17 protein-coding genes are annotated in these 16372 nt (G+C 64.9%); 6 read left to right on the top strand and 11 right to left on the bottom strand.

What is annotated here, in order from left to right:
* Positions 1-131: 131 nt before the first annotated feature.
* Entirely contained in the window at positions 132-1430 is a 1299-nt protein-coding gene (locus AB7531_RS38705; protein ID WP_063985693.1) for a heme-binding protein, read from the bottom strand.
* 472 nt (positions 1431-1902) lie between these two features.
* On the opposite strand from AB7531_RS38705, the gene AB7531_RS38700 reads away from it, so the two are divergent.
* Positions 1903-2388, top strand: a complete 486-nt coding sequence (locus tag AB7531_RS38700; protein ID WP_063986719.1) for an L-2-amino-thiazoline-4-carboxylic acid hydrolase — start codon at positions 1903-1905, stop codon at positions 2386-2388.
* Between the two features lie 11 nt (positions 2389-2399).
* Positions 2400-2645: a hypothetical protein gene (locus AB7531_RS38695; protein ID WP_063986720.1), complete on the top strand. Its 246-nt coding sequence runs from the start codon at positions 2400-2402 to the stop codon at positions 2643-2645.
* 126 nt (positions 2646-2771) lie between these two features.
* Here the strand turns inward: AB7531_RS38695 and AB7531_RS38690 are convergent, their stop codons facing one another.
* A complete protein-coding gene (locus AB7531_RS38690) occupies positions 2772-3251 on the bottom strand; it encodes a tautomerase family protein (RefSeq protein ID WP_071909434.1) in 480 nt (159 codons plus the stop codon).
* A gap of 343 nt (positions 3252-3594) precedes the next feature.
* Between AB7531_RS38690 and AB7531_RS38685 the strand changes: the two genes are divergently transcribed.
* Positions 3595-3837: a hypothetical protein gene (locus AB7531_RS38685; RefSeq protein WP_063985692.1), complete on the top strand. Its 243-nt coding sequence runs from the start codon at positions 3595-3597 to the stop codon at positions 3835-3837.
* A 24-nt stretch (positions 3838-3861) separates the two neighbouring features.
* Here AB7531_RS38685 and AB7531_RS38680 read toward each other — a convergent pair whose 3' ends face one another.
* Positions 3862-4335 carry an NUDIX hydrolase gene (locus AB7531_RS38680; RefSeq protein ID WP_063985691.1) on the bottom strand — a complete coding sequence of 158 codons (474 nt, stop codon included), beginning with the start codon at positions 4333-4335 and terminating at the stop codon, positions 3862-3864.
* Between the two features lie 231 nt (positions 4336-4566).
* Here AB7531_RS38680 and AB7531_RS38675 point away from each other — a divergent pair, with 231 nt between their 5' ends.
* Positions 4567-4989, top strand: coding sequence for a RidA family protein (locus tag AB7531_RS38675; protein ID WP_063985690.1), 423 nt, complete (start codon positions 4567-4569; stop codon positions 4987-4989).
* Positions 4990-5001: 12 nt separating this feature from the next.
* On the opposite strand, the gene AB7531_RS38670 is transcribed toward AB7531_RS38675, so the two are convergent.
* Positions 5002-6090 carry an enolase C-terminal domain-like protein gene (locus AB7531_RS38670; protein WP_231143652.1) on the bottom strand — a complete coding sequence of 363 codons (1089 nt, stop codon included), beginning with the start codon at positions 6088-6090 and terminating at the stop codon, positions 5002-5004.
* Between the two features lie 195 nt (positions 6091-6285).
* Here AB7531_RS38670 and AB7531_RS38665 point away from each other — a divergent pair, with 195 nt between their 5' ends.
* Complete coding sequence (locus AB7531_RS38665; RefSeq protein WP_063985689.1) at positions 6286-7848, top strand: adenylate/guanylate cyclase domain-containing protein; 1563 nt, start codon at positions 6286-6288, stop codon at positions 7846-7848.
* A gap of 271 nt (positions 7849-8119) precedes the next feature.
* On the opposite strand, the gene AB7531_RS38660 is transcribed toward AB7531_RS38665, so the two are convergent.
* From AB7531_RS38660 to AB7531_RS38640, 5 genes are all read right to left on the bottom strand, one after another.
* On the bottom strand, positions 8120-9343 hold the full coding sequence (locus AB7531_RS38660; RefSeq protein ID WP_166083309.1) for an ABC transporter substrate-binding protein: 1224 nt from the start codon (positions 9341-9343) through the stop codon (positions 8120-8122).
* 385 nt (positions 9344-9728) lie between these two features.
* The gene (locus AB7531_RS38655) at positions 9729-10661 is read right to left on the bottom strand and encodes an alpha/beta hydrolase (protein WP_063985688.1); all 933 of its coding nucleotides are present in this window, start codon (positions 10659-10661) and stop codon (positions 9729-9731) included.
* A gap of 143 nt (positions 10662-10804) precedes the next feature.
* Entirely contained in the window at positions 10805-11320 is a 516-nt protein-coding gene (locus AB7531_RS38650) for a hypothetical protein (protein ID WP_063986717.1), read from the bottom strand.
* Between the two features lie 20 nt (positions 11321-11340).
* Positions 11341-12963 carry a flavin monoamine oxidase family protein gene (locus AB7531_RS38645; protein ID WP_441280257.1) on the bottom strand — a complete coding sequence of 541 codons (1623 nt, stop codon included), beginning with the start codon at positions 12961-12963 and terminating at the stop codon, positions 11341-11343.
* Positions 12964-13290: 327 nt separating this feature from the next.
* Positions 13291-13860, bottom strand: coding sequence for an alpha-ketoglutarate-dependent dioxygenase AlkB (locus tag AB7531_RS38640; protein ID WP_441280256.1), 570 nt, complete (start codon positions 13858-13860; stop codon positions 13291-13293).
* 79 nt (positions 13861-13939) lie between these two features.
* Here AB7531_RS38640 and AB7531_RS38635 point away from each other — a divergent pair, with 79 nt between their 5' ends.
* Complete coding sequence (locus AB7531_RS38635) at positions 13940-14080, top strand: hypothetical protein (RefSeq protein ID WP_007597071.1); 141 nt, start codon at positions 13940-13942, stop codon at positions 14078-14080.
* Here the strand turns inward: AB7531_RS38635 and AB7531_RS38630 are convergent.
* Positions 14077-15663, bottom strand: coding sequence for an ATP-binding protein (locus AB7531_RS38630; RefSeq protein ID WP_231143651.1), 1587 nt, complete (start codon positions 15661-15663; stop codon positions 14077-14079). The two genes, AB7531_RS38635 and AB7531_RS38630, sit on opposite strands and share 4 nt — an antisense overlap.
* Complete coding sequence (locus AB7531_RS38625) at positions 15660-16364, bottom strand: response regulator (protein WP_063985684.1); 705 nt, start codon at positions 16362-16364, stop codon at positions 15660-15662. Before AB7531_RS38625 ends, AB7531_RS38630 begins: the two co-directional genes overlap by 4 nt.
* Positions 16365-16372 lie beyond the last annotated feature (8 nt).

Raw genomic sequence — 16372 nt, 5'->3', positions numbered from 1 at the left:
CATACCATTGATCGCCGCGCCGGCCTTTCAGGATCGCGCGAGCGGCGGTCACCGTTGCATCACGGATGCGTTGGTTCACGCCACGTCCGATACCGCGGACGTGGCGCATCGTCGTCACACCGCCATCCGCCTTACGTCAGCGGCAACAGATGATCCGGGATCGGCACGGGTGCGGCCGGCACCAGCGATGCGACCGAGACGTGCGGCCAGGTCAGCCCGGCGAAATCCAGCATGACCTTCTGTGAATACTGGATCTGCGTCGTCGCCACCCTGACGTGGCCGCCCTTGAATCCCTTGTTGGGCACGAACGGGATCGCGGCGACGAAGCTCGGAACCAGCGGCACGTTGCTCCTCTGGCGCGGTTGCAGGATCACCGGCGGCGTTCCGGGCGGCAGGGCCGGCACGTCGATGTCGTAAACCACCGTCTCGATCCAGAACACCGCGTCCATCTGGAAGGCGTTGGCGTTCGAGCCATTGCCGCCCGGCGTCGGAACGGGCAAGCCCTGAAGGAACGCGATGTTCGCGGCGCCGCCGGCAAAGCTCGGCGCCTGCGGATGCGGGCCGGGCGAGGGGATGGCCGGCAACGGGCCGCCGGTCAGCGGCGTGCCAGGCTTCGTCGATGTCTCGATGACGATGGTCTGGGTGATGGTCTGATGCGCGATCTGATCGCGCAGCACCGTGTTTGGGTCGGTGATCATCGCCTGGGTGAGCTTGCCGGAAGCCATCAGTGCGGTCAGATCCTGAGGTAGCCTGCGAGTCGTCTTGTTGGTCGCGGTCTGGTTCTGGAATGTGATCTTGTTGCCCGGATTGCCGCCGATGAACGGTGTGATGTCGATGGCCGCGATGGTTGGCTTACCGGCGACCGGAGGCAGCGCGGTGCCTTGCGCAGTGATCGTCGTGCCGTGCGGGATCGACGCCATGCGCGCGACGGTGAACGGCTCGTGCGGATTGGTGGTGGCGGGCACCGCCAGCCAGATGCCGGGTTCGAAGTGAATGCCCACGGGCGTTCCCGTGGTGATGTCGTTGATGGTCTGGAGATACGGCACGCCGTTGAGGAATGCATCTGCCTGCTGCAGCGAGCCGCGATTGGGGATCGAGCCAAGATTGTTCGAGAACGACATCGTCTCGTCGGTGAGATTCAGCTCCAGCACGTTGTCGTCGGGGTCGGTGGTGCTGATCGGCCCCGGCATCGGCGTCGGCGTGATCTTGCTGTCGGGCCGGAAGATCGTATTGAATCCCTGTCCTGTGAAGGTGCCCGTGAAGGCCGACAGCGGACCGAGGATGGGCGGCAAGGTGACCGGCGGACGCGCAGCTCGCGCGGCGGCCCCCGCGGCGGGCTGCGCGGCGTCCCTGAACACCTCGTCGACCTCGTGGATGGAGAAATTCGCGGTCTTGGTGAATGCACTGGTGAGTGGTTTGGGCTCGTCCATGGTGATCCCTCGCGGTGCTGCAACTGTCGATGCCGGCATTTCCCCGGGCCGGTTGTCCGGGCAGGTGAGTCCTGCGCTATTGCGCCTCGTGATCCCGATCGCGTCTCGTGATCCGCCCGATGCCGGGCATGACAACATCGTTCACGCGCGCTCATGCGCGCGTGCCGACTACGAACATTGATCGGCCCTACGTTGTTGGCCGGGCCGGATACTGAACGGATCTGCGTGAATCGATCGTGATTTTCAACTTGCGGTTCGGGCAAATATGCGGTCGGGAAATCGGCGAGCCCTGCGAACTGAGCGAAGCATTGCTTCCTTCTTCGTGCTCGAAAATGAGATCATCAAAATGGATGTCGGGCGCCTGGCCGGCTTCGGTTATGCTGGGCTATCATACAACCTTAAGATGGTCGCAAATGTGTGCCAGGTCACAGGGCCAAAGAGTCGCAGCAACGAGAGACGAGCGAGGCTGCCCATGAGCGTTTCCGTCATCGAGCAAGCAAAGATCCAGGCGCAGGTGCTGGTGCCGCTGGTCAAGGCATTGCAGGCCGAGCTCGGCGAGGCGCGCGCCAACGCGCTGGTGCGCAAGGCGCTCGGCGATCTCTATCGCGGCTTCGGCGAGGAGTTCTGGAAAACGAAGAACGAGACCGAGAACAAGACCGATCTCGGCAAGGCCGTCTCGTCGGCGTTCAAGACCTATGCCCGCGACGACGCGCTCGCCTATGACATCGTCGAGCAGACGGCTGACACCTTCGCGTTCGACGTGACGCGATGCGCCTATGCCGAGTTCTACAAGGCACTGGGCGAACCGGAGCTCGGCTTCCTCCTGGTCTGCACTGCCGATTTCGCGACCGCGGAAGGGTTTGGTCCCGACGTCAGGCTCACGCGCACGCAGACGATCATGCAGGGCGCCAGCCATTGCGATTTTCGCTACCGGCGCGACGCCGGGGGATCACAGTGAAGGGAATGCAAATGATGCGGGCAAGCTGCCTTGCCATGGCAATGCTGGCGCTGATGGCGTCATGCGCCGACGCGGCGATCATCGACTGGCAGGCCGAGCTCCAGCGCTGCCGCGTGCTGCGGCAGAACGTGGCGCCGCTGCTTCAGGCCGGCGAGGGAATATCCGCCGTCGGCCGCTCCAACAGATCCGTCCGTCGCTGCGTCTGGATCCAGCGCATCGCGGTGCGAAAGAAAATCCCCGGCGCGGAGGCGTGGTAGCAGGCGCCCGTCAGGTGGACTGGCTCTTCTGCCGGAGCAGCAGGTCCTTCAGTCCTGTCGGATAGAGGCTCGGTCCGCCCTGCGGAGCGGCGTCTTGCGTCGATCGACAGTCTTGCGGGCGTCGCCTCAGCCGGCGGACACGCCCGGCTTGAACAGGGCTCCGACCGGCAGCTTTTCCTGGAGGTCATACGAACTCGGGCGGTTCTCCTTGACCCATCTTTTTTCGGCGTGGGATTCGAATGGCGGCGGAATTTGCCCCTGAATCGACCAAAGGTCGGCCGGTAGCTCGTCGATGGTGACCTCCCAGTCGTATCCCCGGTCCTTGACGTAGGGCGCGATCAACTTGTCGACTGCTTTCACCCACCATTCCCTGATGACGGGGCCGGGCATCGTCCTCGCCATGTGGTCGATCTTGAAGCGGACGAATTTCTCGTGCGAAGCTCCGCCGACATAGACCGAACCTGCGGCGACTTCCTCGAAGATCATCACGGCGTAGAATTTCGGGATGGGAATCCTCGCATACATTGCGGTGACCTTCTCTGCGAATTCCTTCTTGTCATGAGCCGAGTAGGCCCCGACGGGGTGATAGACTTTCCACAACGGCACTCGAGTTCTCCTTGACGTTGGCTGGTCCTTAGGGAAGCCCGCGCAGCATTTGGTATGATGGGGATAATATCACTGACTGCGCCGTCGACTCTTCAGGATCTGGCGATCCGCGGTAACCGCTGAATCACGTCTGCGTTGGCTCAGCCTTGTTGGGCCGCCACAGCTGGGCGAGCCGGAGCTCGGCTTTTCTCCTTTGTCTGCACTTCCGACTTTGCGACTGCGGAAGGGGCCGGCCCCGACGTCAAGCTGACGCGGGCGCAGACCATCATGCAAGGCGCGCGAGCCATTGCGACTTCCGCTACCGGCGCGACGCGGGGGGATCACAGTGAAAGGAATGCGAACGATGCGGGCGACCTGTCTTGCAATGGCTGTGCTGGCGCTGATGGCGTCATGCGCGGATGCAGCGGTGATCGACTGGCAGGCCGAGCTCCAGCGCTGCCGGGCGCTGCGCGCGAACATCGCGCCGCTGCTTCAGGCCGGCGAGGGGATATCCGCCGTCGGCCGCTCCAACAGATCCGTCCGTCGCTGCATCTGGATCCAGCGCATGGCGGTGCGCAAGAAAATCCCCGGCGCGGAGGTTTGGTAGCACGATGTGGAGACAGCGACGTCCTCAGGGTGACGGAGTAGAAACCTTCCGCCGGAGCAGCACATCCTTCAACCCGTTCGGATAGAGGTTCGGTCCGCCCTGCACGTCGAGATCGGCAAGGTCGAACCATCGCGCGACGATCTGCTCCCCGTTATCCTCGCGGAAATCGATGCGGTCCTGGCCGCTGAACGCGCCGTCTGGAAGCGCGACCTCCGCGATGAACATCACCTCATGCCCGGTCGATCCCTCGTGCATAAAAATGTTCTCCATCACCAGCGGCTCGCCCGTGATGGTGATGTCCACGCCGAGCTCTTCGCAAAATTCCCGCACGAGCGCCGCTCGCCAGCTCTCGCCGAACTCGATCTCGCCGCCGAGCGGGCGCACGCCCTTGATCCGCCCCGCATCGTCACGCACCTCGGCCGCCAGCAGCCGCCCGTCCCGCCAGTGCAGGCCGAGCGCGACGACGCGGATGTGAGGGTGGGGCCGCCATGTGGACATGGGGGCATCGTTATCGTGCCCGCCGCCGCTACGCAATGCGCGGTGGCGAGACCTTGTCGGGCCGGATGCGCACTGCCTTCGGCATGCAAATGCTTCGCAGCCTTGATCCGTGACTCGCCGCCTGCCATTGTCCGGTCCTCCATTAGGGCGACGAGCCTGGTGAGATACAATTTGCGGCGTTCGGCAAAACGTGTCGCTTCGCCGGACGTGACGAGAAGGCAGGTTTTCGAGATGAACAGCGTGAACAAGCCCGGCGGCAACTATTTGCCGGTGATCATCCATGGTGGAATTGCGTATGTCAGTGGTCAGCTGCCGCGTCGCGGTGAGGACCTGCTGTATGCGGGCAAGGTCGGCGCAAATGTCGATATCGCGGCCGCGCAGGAGGCCGCTGCTCTCTGCGCCGATCTCTGCATTTCGGCCATCAACCACGCAACAGGCGGAGAGGACAGGATCGTCCAGGTCCTGCAGCTCGTTGGATACATTGCTTCAGCGCCTGGATTTACCCAGCAGTCGCAAGTCATGAATGGGGCCTCCGACCGGCTGATCGAGCGCTTGGGCGATCGCGGTCGTCACACGCGCACGTCTGTCGGCGTCGCCGAGTTGCCGCGGGGCGCTCCCGTCGAGCTGAGTATGATTGCCGCTGTTCGGTCGTAAGAGGCGGTCTTATCAGACGAGATACTTCTTCACCGCCGCCTCGTCCCACGCGATCCCGTTGCCGGGCTCCTCGCCCGGCAGGGCAAAGCCGTCCTTGATTTGCAATCGTGTCGCCAGCACCGCGTCGGCCCAGTCGACATATTCCAGCCAGTGCGCGGTCGGCGTCACGCAGAGCAGGTGCGCGCTGACCTCCGAGAACAGGTGCGTCGACATCTCGATGCCGGCGGCCTGCGCGAGCGCGGCGGCGCGGAGCCAGCCGGTGACGCCGCCGATGCGCTGGACATCCGGCATCACGTAGTCGCAGGCTTCCGCGGACAGCGCTGATTGCATCGAGAAGGCACTGTCAAAATTCTCTCCGATCTGGACCGGCGTGCGCAGCGCATCCGCGATGCGGGCGTTGCCCTCGTAATCGTCGTGGCGGATCGGCTCCTCGATCCAGGTCAGCCCCTCGTCGTCGAGCATCTCGCCGCGGCGGATGGCTTCGGTGACCGTCAGGGCCTGGTTGTAGTCGCACATCAGCGTGACCTGATCGCCGACGGCCTTGCGCACCGCGCGTACCACGGCGAGATCCTCCCGCGCATCGGGCCGGCCGACGCGGATCTTTGCGGCGTGAAAACCTTCGGCCAGCAGCTTGTGGGCCTCGTCCACCGCGGCGCCCGCCGGCATGATGCCGAGCCCCTTCGAATTGTAGGCCCTGACCGGCTTCGGCGCACCGCCGAGCAGGCGCGCCAGCGGCAAGCCCTTGCTACGCGCCAGCGCGTCCCATGCCGCCATGTCGATGCCGGATTGCGCCAGCCGCTGCAGGCCGGCGAGGCCGAGCAGGGTGAAGCGCTGGGTCAGCTTGCGCTCGATCTCGAACGGCAGCAGCTCGTCGCCGGCGACGAGCTCAGACATTTCCGCGACCATCGTCGTCAGCGGCTTCAAGGCCGAAGGCGTGATCGAGAACAGATAGGCATGCCCCACCGCGCCCTGGTCGGTCTCGCAGTCGATCAGCACCAGCGGCGCCTTTGCGACCGTGCCGGTCGAGGTCTTGAGCGGCAAATTCATCGGCACGATCACGGGGCGCGCATTGAAGCGCGTGATGCGGATGGTCTCGGTCATATGGAGGATCTCCGGGCGGAGTGAATGCAGGTTAATGCCGATCTTAAACATTCGCCATGAAACGAAAAGCCATTTGCTGCGACCCACCATGAAATGGGGTTGCGCGGTCTCGCATTTGCGGGCTCTGTGCCGCCGCAAGCTCTTGCCGCGAATTCCCGGGGTTTGCGACAAGATCGCACACGACGGAGCCACAGGGTGAAACAAGAGATCTCCGAAGAACAGCGCAAGAGCGGCATCCTCACGGGGGCCGTGATCGCCTTGCTCCTGCTCGCTTTGCCGGTCGCGGTGTGGCTGGACCTGACCGACCTCAGCAAGACCGCGCTGCGCCGGCAGGCCGCCGACCTCAACTCGGTGATCACGAGCGTGCGCAGCTACTATGCGTCCAACGTCGTCGGCCGCATCCTGGCTAACCCAAACGGCACCACCAGGGTCGTGCACAATTACGAATCCGTCCCCGGTGCGATCCCGATCCCGGCGACGCTGTCGCTGGAGCTCGGACGGGTGATCGGCGCGCAGCAGGAGAACATCACCTACCGCTTCGTCTCGGACTTCCCGTTCCAGAACCGCGCCGCGCACCAGCTCGACAAGTTCGAGAAGGACGCGCTCGACGCGCTTCGGAAGGACCCCGAGCAGAAGATCGTCGAGACCGAGACCTCGCTGTTCTCCGACAAGGTCCGGCTGGTCGCGCCCGTCACGATGGGCCCGGCCTGCGTCAGCTGCCACAACAGCCACCCCGAGAGCCCGAAGAAGGACTGGAAGGTCGGCGACATCAGAGGCATCCAGGAGGTGATCATCGCGCAGCCGATCGCCGCCAACATCTTCTCGTTCAAGTTCCTGCTGGCCTATTTCCTGATCGCCGCGGGCTGCGGCCTGTCGTTCCTCTCGCTCCAGCGCCGCCAGGCCGGCCGCATCAAGGGCATGAACAAGGAGCTCGAATCCGCCAACGACTTCCTGGCTTCGCTGTCGATGAAGATCTCGCGCTACATCCCGCCGCAGGTCTACAAGAGCATCTTCAGCGGCCAGAAGGACGTCACCATCCACACCGAGCGCAAGAAGCTGACGATCTTCTTCTCCGACATCCAGAATTTTACGGCGACCGCCGAGCGGCTGCAGCCGGAGCTGCTGACCCAGCTCCTCAACGAATACTTCACCGAGATGTCGGCGATCGCCCATGAATATGGCGGCACCATCGACAAATTCATCGGCGATGCCATGCTGATCTTCTTCGGCGACCCCGAGACCAGGGGCGACCGTGCGGACGCTGAGGCCTGCCTCCAGATGGCCTGGCGGATGCAGCAGCGTCTTGCCGAGCTCAATGCGAAGTGGCGCGCCTCCGGCATCGAGCAGCCGTTCCGCTCGCGGATGGGCATCAATTCCGGCTATTGCAATGTCGGCAATTTCGGCAGCAGCGACCGCATGGATTATACGATCATCGGCGCCGAAGCGAACCTCGCCGCGCGCCTGCAATCGATCGCCGAGCCCGGCGGCATCGTGCTGAGCTACGAGACCTTTGCGTTGGTCAGCGACATCGTCCGCGCGCACGCGCTGCCCGCGATCACGATGAAGGGCATCAGCCGCGAAATCATTCCCTATTCGGTCGACGCGCTCAACGACGCGGCGGCGGAGAAGAGCGGTGTCATCACCGAGCGCGCGCCCGGCCTCGAGCTGTATCTCGACCCTGCCGTGGTGAAGTCAGGCGATGCCGCGCGCGTCCGCTCGCTGCTGGAAAACGCGCTGGCCGCGCTCAAGCCGGCGTGAGGGTGCTCTTACCCTCCCCTGGAGGGGGAGGGTCGATCGCGCGCAGCGCGAGCGGGGTGGGGTGATCTCTCCACGCGGGCAGTGTTCAATGAGGATAGACCGTCACCCCACCCCGTCTCATGTCTCGCTTCGCTCAACATGAGCCGACCCACGGGCGAGCTACGCTCGTCCCGGACCCCTCCAGGGGAGGGTAAGCGCCGACCTCTTACAACGCGAAAGGTGAAGTCCCGCGTCAGCGGGTAGGTGGGCCAGCAAAAGGTCCACGTGAAGCCTACCGCGCCGCCCCTTCCGTGAACGCGGTCTCGATCACATCGCCAAAAGGCTGCCAGGAACGGCCGTCGAACTGGACAAGCCGCATCTGCTTGATCGGCAGGTAGCTGTTGGGCGAGGTGCTCATCCTGATGTTGGGCAAGGCAACGGAGGGCTGCTGATCCCTCAGCGAAGCCGCCTGACGCATGATGTTCTCGCGCGACAGGTCGTCGCCGCATTGCTTCAGCACCTGTGTCAGCGCCTCGGCTGCGCCGTAGCCGTAGACCGCGGCGCTGTTGTTGGTGCTTTCGACGTGATGGTACTTGTCCATGAAGGCGAACCAGTCCTTCATGGCGGGGTCGTTCTTCCATGCGGGGTCGCTCGGATCCTTCAGGAAGGCCGCCGAGATCACGCCGGACGAATTCTCCAGGCCCGCGGGCGCCATCGCGTTGGCGATCGAGGCGGAGGCGTCGTTGACGATGATGACCGGGCGCCATTTGAGTGACGCCGCCAGCTTGATCACCTTGGACGCCGTCGACGGCACGCCGAGGAAGACGAAAATATCCGCGCCCGCGCGCTTGAGGATCGAGACATGCCCTTCGAGATGCTCATCGGCAATGTCGAAGGCGATGTCGACGAGCACGAGGCGGTTCAGGTCGCCAAGACCTTCCTGGATGCCCCTGTAGAGCATGCGTCCGAACTGGTCGTTCTGCCAGAGCACCACGATCTTCTTCTTGGGGTAATAGGCCTGGATATAGTTGGCATAGATGCGCCCCTCCGACCGGAATGAGGGCTGCCAACCCATGGTCCAGGGAAACGCCTTGGCCTGGCTCAGCTCCTCGTCGCCGGAGGCGACGAACAGCTGCGGGATTCTCTTCTCGTTCAGGTACCAGCGCGTGGCGATATTGCCGGGCGTGCCGAACGAGCCGAACATCAGGTGCACGTCGTCCTTCTCGACCAGGTTGCGCGTCAGCTCCAGCGCGGTGGCCGGATCGGAATTGTCGTCGCGCGTGATGAAGCGGATCTTGCGGCCGTTGATGCCGCCGCGCGCGTTGATCATGTCGAAATAGGCGGCCTCCGCCTGGCCGATGGCGCCGAACTCCGAGAGCGGTCCCGAATACGGCATGACATTGCCGATGCGGATTTCATCGCCGCTCGCGGGTTGTTCTGCGTGTTGCTGGGACATCGCGCCAAGCGACGCGATAGCGATCATCGAAACGAACAGCATCCTGCCGATGACGCGCATGCTCGATACCTTGATATTGGCCCCTCCAAGAGGTCGGCTCAATCCGCACCAAGTCCGCTTGATCTACGTCAAGCGTTTGTCAAAGCTGTGGCTTGATCGCCCGCTTCAAGGCGACGCATCGCGAACGAAACGACAGCCGTGTTGACGGGCCATCAATCGACAGAGCTTGCCATGTGGCACCCCTCTCCCTAACCCTCCCCCGCAAGGGGGGAGGGAACGCACCTTTCGTTTGGCGAGTGACTCCATTCATTAGCGCGTCGGCGATGAGGGCACAGCGTGGCCACGTGCTCCGCTGCGCTCCCTCCCCCCTTGCGGGGGAGGGCGGGGGAGAGGGGTAGCTCAGCAAAAGGTGCGAGTGGATCGGCACGCCGCCCGTAACGCACTGCTACGGCAGCTCCCGCGCCTCGAGCTGATGCACCAGCAGCAGGGTCGGTTCGGCGAGGCTGTCGCCGGAGCCGTCGAGGCCGAAGGCGGCGGCGATGCCGTCGCGGCTGCGCAGCAGCGTGCTGCGCGGGCAGTGGCCGGCGCCGCAGAGGGTCTTCTTCAAGGTCTCGCCCTGCGCCACGAGGTTCGCGGGATCGTTCGCGGCCCAGGCCAGCACGATCGGCGCGTCGACGTTGAGGATGCCGGGGAAGACCGACCGCTTGTCGTATTGGGTGGGGTCAGTGCCAAGATAGGCCTTCTCGCTGTCGCTCGCGTCCTTGCCCGCGCGGTAGATCCCGGACACCAGCACGACGGCGGCGACATCGGCGCGGTCGGTCTGGAATTCGGGATGCGCCAGCAAGGTGGCGACATGGAAGGCGCCGGCGCCGTAGCCGACCGCGACGATCTCGCGGGCATCGCCATTGAACAGGTCGATATTGCCGTGGACCCAGGATAGCGCCGCCGCGACGTCGGTTGCACCCATCGGCCAGGTCGCCGCAGGCGCAAAGCGATAGTTGACGCGCACGCCGATCATGCCGTTGCGCGCGGCAAAGCACATCGCCTGGTCCTGGATCTCGCGGGACAGGTCCGGCGCGCCGCGATCGCCGGTAAAGGTGTCGCCCCCCACGAACAGCAGCACGGGCCGGGGCGTATCCGCCTTGGTCTCGCTGCTGGTGGCGACGTCGAGCACATTGGCCTCGCTGTCGCCGTAGCGCAGCCCGCGCGAGAAGGAGATCTGCTCGCACAGGCGCGCGGTGCCGCCGGCGGTCGTGTCGTTGTCGGTGAGGCCCACCCGGACGAGATTGGACGGCCCCGTGAGCCGCGCGGGCGACGGACCGTGTGCGGAGGCTGCCGTCATGCCCAGGATGAGGAAGAAAGCGAGATAATTCTTCATGTTGGTATGTTGGTGCCGGCCCTGCGTGCCCGATATGGGTTCGCGCGTTTGACCTGTCTTTTCAATTCGCCTTATTAGTTAGTTCGTCTTGAGGCGATTTCACGGCACCCGGTTTCTTGCCCATGTTCTTGCCCATGCGCGGTTCAATTCCCCGGCTGGAACGTGCAGTCGGCTCCGCTGCCATCCTTGCGACGGATGGCATTGGGGTCGATCGTGCAGCTCAGCTTGCTCAGGCTCTCGAAGCTCGATCCCGCCGCACCATCGGGCGGAATGCCAGCGAGCGCTTCTGTCGCGAAAATTTCATTGGCCGTCGAGCCGTTCACGGTCCTGCTCTTCTTGCCGAAGGTCAGCTCGCAATTGCGTAGCGTGATGTCGACATTGCCGGTGCGGCAGACGATTCTGTCCACGGTCACCACGATCGGCTTCTTGTAGGGAATCTCGGCATTGGCGGCGAACAGCATCGCCACCGCCTTCCTCTCGGCGCCGGTCAGGTCCGGCGACAGCGGCGCGATCACGCCCGCGAGCGCCAGCGCCGTCGAGCCCGAGACTTTTGCAGGCGTTGCCCCCGAGGCTCCGGCGACGTTGAAGGCGCCGGCAAAAGCGAGCGCGGAGATGATGCGGGCCCAAATCCTGGATCGGGCCCTTCTCGTGAATGTCATTCGCGTCGCTTCCTCTCCGGTCACGGCTTCGCCGCCGCAAGGCGTCCCGAACCTATGACAGAATTGCTAGTCCGGGCAGAGCCATTCGCTTCAGGCTGCTTGTCGATGGCCTTGATGATCGCCGCCGCTGCCGTCTGGCCGGACTGGAGAGCGCCTTCCATGTAACCGAAATACGCAAAGCAGGTGTGCTCGCCGGCAAAGAACAGGCGGTCCTCGAAGCCCTTGGCCAGCAGCGGCCCGGCGAGGCACACCTCGCCGGGGGCGGGACAGGAGTAGCCGGCGGCGGTCCATTCGTCGCGCGGCCAGGCCATGAACTCCGGCTGATCGGCCAGATGGGCGACATAGCCCTTGTAGACGCTGCCGATCTGCTGCGCGTAGAACGCGTCGACCTGCGTCTGGTCACCGGGCTGGTAATGCTTGAGAGCTTCCGCAGCGACGTCGGCGCCGGCGAACAGGCTGAGCTCGACCGGATGATCCGGCGGGGCGATCTGGTTGTCCGTCCCTTCCCAGGTGACACCGAACTGGTTCGAGATGGCCGTCGGGACGAGGCCCTCGCCGATCCAGAAGCGCTTCTTGAGCGGGCTGAGATATTTCACCGCCGTCCCCATCGTGACGTAGTAGTCGTGCGGCAGGTGGGGCGTGATCGTGATCTTGGCGTTGGGCGAGTCCGGCCACAGGCTCGGGGGTATCGCGAGCACGGCATAATCGGCGGCGAAGGACGCGCGTGCCGTCCCGTTGCCGCAGGGGCTGAACTCCAGGGTCACGCCTTCGCTGTCGATGCGGATGGCGCGCACCGGCGTCGACAGGTGGGTGCTGGCGCCCTTGTCCTCGATGTCCTGCGCGAGACGAATGGCGAGCTCCTGATTGCCTTCCGAGCAGCGCAAAGTCTCGGTCTGGGTGAAGAAGGCGTCGATCTGGTCCTTCATCCGTCCGCCCGCGACGACGGCCAGATTAGCAAGAAGGCTCTGCTTGGTGGTCGGCTGGCCGGCGTCGTTGGAGAACTGCTCCTCCATGGCGTGCTTGGTGAGCTTCGAGCAGTCGAGGCTGGCGATCCACTCCGCAATCGTCCTGGCGTCGAGCTTCCTTGCGCCCTTGGCGCGCCAGGGCTTGTCAGGCTTGACCCTGCCGGCCCACCGACTGAGCTTGCCGAAAGCATCGTCCATCTCGTGATAGACCCGCTTCATCTGGCCGTCGGAGAGCTTGTGGCCGTCGAGAAACACCGGCATGTCGAGCTCGAGCGCGTCGAAATTGGTGTCCGAGGTGATGACGGAGAGGCCGAGCTCGAACCGCTTGGCATATTTCAGCCAGAGCGGATGATTGTAGCCGATCAGCTCGCCGCCGGCCTCGACGATCCCGCTCGGCTTCTTCTTGCTGAGAACCCGGCCGCCGAAGCGGTCGCGGGCCTCGAACAGCGTCACCTCGCAATGGGCGACGAGCTCGGAGGCCGCCATCAGGCCGGCGAAGCCGCCGCCGATGATCGCGACTTTCGGGCGTCGCACCGCCAGCGCGCGGAGCGCGGTGGGTGAGCGGATTGTGGGCGGGGTGGGCTGAAGGGCGAGCTTGTCCTTGACCCGCCGCTGGCGCTCCGCCCCCGAAATCCTGGGCCCGTAACGCCGGTGCAGCCGCGCAAACAGCGAACGCATCGCGAGCTTCCCTTGAAAATGTCTTCTGCCGGGAGGCGCCGTGCGGCGCCCTGAAATGCTGCAACATCGGCTAAAAATGGACCGGCCGATAGAAGCGAGATTAACTTACAATCTTGCGGAGAGTCGAGTGGCGGCTTCTCTTCCGCCCGACATCTTGCCCTTGGCCCGCAACTGAGGGGAAAATCCGCGAACCGCGCGGCGATTGCGCGGTGCGGCTGTTTTGGTCCGACGTGTCAAACGGTTGCGGCGCGCGACCGCGGCCGCATGCCGGCCGCGCGTTCTACTGTGCATGGGGTTGTTTTCGCAGTTTTAGTTTTGGACCGGCCGTTACACCCGCTTCATGGTCCGGAAGGTGATCGAATAGCGGCGTGCCTCGACCGGTGGGATGCTGTGCTCCCATCGCGACCGCGCCTCGCCGTCCATCAGGTAGAGCGAGCGCGGCAGGGCTTCGAGCGCGTGGCGCTCCCATTTGTCGCCGCTGCGGCGGCGGAAGCGGAATTTGCACGGCGAGCCCAGCGACAGGCCGAGGATCTCCTTGAAATGCGGCTTGTCGCGGTGCCAGCCGATGCCGACGCCGGTGTCATATTCGGTGCAGAGCACCTGCCGGACGCTGCCGGCGGCGAGGCCCGCCCAGGCCTCGACCTGCCGCGCGACGGGCAGGACCCAGTCCGGGATCGGCTCCGCCTCGGCCAGCCGTTGCAGCGAATAGTCATAGCGATAGCCGAACGACGCCACCCGGCGGTTGCCCTCGAAGGCACCAAACTGGAAGCGCTGCAGCGGCAATGCTGCGATGCGGCCGATGAAGTCCTGCTCGACGGCGGCCTCGACGAAGTCATCGGTATAGCGAAGCCCCGCAGGGCCGGCTTGCGGGTCGGCGAATAGACCTAGCTGCGTCATTGCTCGCATTTCCGTGATGGAACCTATTGGCGGCTGAAGCGACTTACATAGGACACGGAAAAAAACGTGCGAGGCTGTCATGGCAGAGAAGCATACCGCCGATCCGGCAGAGATCATGCGGGCGACTGGTCATCCTGAGCTGGAATATGCCGCCGGCTGGACCATCGCCGGTCTGGTCACCATCGGCACCATCGTCGCCGCCTGGGTGTTCGCGATCTAGGCGATCGGAAACTGGAGCTCGAAGGCCGCGCCCTCGTCGGTCGGCTTGAGCCTGATCGAGCCGCCATGGCTCGCCATCACCGCGCGCGCGATCGCCAGCCCCATCCCGGTGCCGCCCTGGTCGCGGCGGGTGGTGAAGAACGCATCAAATATCCTGTCGCGGTTCGGCGCCGAAATCGGCTCGCCGTCATTGCTGACCGTCACAAGCAGGGTCGTCCGCTCGTCCTCCGCCTCCAGCCTGATGGTCCTCGCTCTGTGCCGCATCGCGTTGTCGGCGAGATGCGACAGCACGATCAATGCCTTCTCGCCGGACATGCCGATCGCCCGGTCGAGGCGGCCGCTGGCCTCGATTGAGCTGGCCGGAAACCGGCTCCGGAGGTCGGCGATCACGGGCGCAAGCTCGGTGCGCTCGTTCTGCGGCAGGCTCTCGGCGCGGGCGAGTTCGCGCAGCCGCTGCGCCATCGCCTCCAGCCGCTGCGTGTCCGACAGGATGTTGGCGATGAACGTCTTCTGCTCGGCAGGGGTCAGGCCTTCCGGCTTTCCTTGAAACGAATCCTGCAACAGCTCGGCCGCGCCCTTGATCGAGGTCAGCGGCGATTTCAGCTCGTGGGTGAGGTGGGCCGAGAACGTCGCGATATAGTCGGAGCGCCGCGCCAACTGTTCCGCCATGCCGAGAAAGCTGTGCGAGAGCTGGGCGAACTCGCGGGTGCCGTAGTGCCGGAGCGGCCGAAACGCCTCGCGGTCGCCGCGGCCGATCCGCGCGGCGCGGTCGATCAGCTCGCGCATCGGCAGCGTGATGGTGCGCGAGAATACGAGGCCGATCGCGATGGTGCCCAGGATCACGGCGAGCCCCGCCAGCACGAACTTGGCCCGCTCCTGGTAGAGATGGTCAAAGATGTTGCTTGGCGTCCGCGTGGTGTAGATCACCCCGGCAACGCGGTTGTTGACGATGACGGGCATCGCCGAGAACACGTGCACGCCGAGGCCGCGACTGAAGGAATAGATTGGCGGCGGCGGCTTGTCCGGCACGCGGTTGCGCAAGGTGGCGCGGTATTGCCCGTGCAGCGCGTCCGCGACCTCCTCGATATGGGCGAGCGACTGCCCGACCTCCTGCCGCCCGGCGATCACCACGCCCTGCGGATCGAGGATGCGAAAGCCCGCCAGCGTCACCTTCTGGGTCTCGCGGATGATCGGCGTCAGTCTTGCGCCGATCTCGACATAGGCTGGCTGCGCTGCTTGCGGCGCGGCTTGCGCATCGGGTCGCCGCCGCAAGAGATCGTTGGCGGTGAGGTCGAGCGCGGGACGGATCGGGGTGACCTGGTCGCCGGGGTCGGGCAGCACGTTGGGCGGCACCTCGGCGCCGAGCGTCAGGCCGCTGTCGAGCCGCGCCGTGACCTCCTGCGCATAGATCGTCGCAAGCACGCGGCTCTGCGCGATCAGCTCGGCCTGGGTCTGGCGGATCAGCTGGTTGTCGTAGAGGCGGAAGAAGAACAGGCCGACCAGCGGCAGCACGCCGACGGTCGCCAGCACCGTGAAAATCACGAGGGTGAGCGACGGCCGCCATTTGTCGGGCGCTGCGCTCATGCCTCTTTCTCGCAGCGGCCGAGCTTGAAGCCGACGCCGTGGATGGTCTCGATCACGTTCTCGCAATTCAACGCCGCGAGCTTGGCGCGGATGTTGCGGATGTGGCTGTCGATGGTGCGGTCGGAGACCTGGATGTTGAGCTGATAGGCCGCCCGCATCAGCTGCTCGCGGTTGAACACCGAGGTCGGCCGGGTCAGGAACGCGCGCAAAATGCCGAACTCGATCGCGGTCAGCTTCAGCGGCGTGCCGGCGAAGGTCGCGACATGCTGCTCGGGATCGATCAGCAGGCCGCCTTGCGACAGCGCGGCCGGACTTGCTTTGGCCTCGCCACTGCGCGGGCTGAGGCGGCGCAGGATGACGTTGACCCGCGCCACCAATTCGCGCGGGCTGAACGGCTTCGTCACGTAATCGTCGCCGCCGATCTCGAGGCCGAGGATGCGGTCGATCTCCTCGTCGCGCGCCGACAGGAACAGGATCGGCGCGTCGGACGTCTTGCGCACCTCGCGGCAGACGTCGAGCCCGTCGAACTCGGGCATGCCGATGTCGAGCACGATCAGGTCGGGCCTGTCGGCGGCAAAGCGGGCGAGCGCCTCCTTGCCGTCGCGCGCCTCGATCACGTCCATGCCGGCCTTCTTCAGGGCGACGCGGATGACCTCGCGGATGTGGCCCTCGTCGTCGACGATGAGAATGCGATGCGCCAAGAACCTCT

It is taken from the genome of Bradyrhizobium sp. 63_E2_N1_3 (genome assembly GCF_052076005.1).
Classification (GTDB): Bacteria; Pseudomonadota; Alphaproteobacteria; order Rhizobiales; family Xanthobacteraceae; genus Bradyrhizobium; species Bradyrhizobium barranii.
The sequence above is the reverse complement of the archived record's forward strand: the minus strand, read 5'-3'. Positions and strand labels throughout refer to the sequence as shown.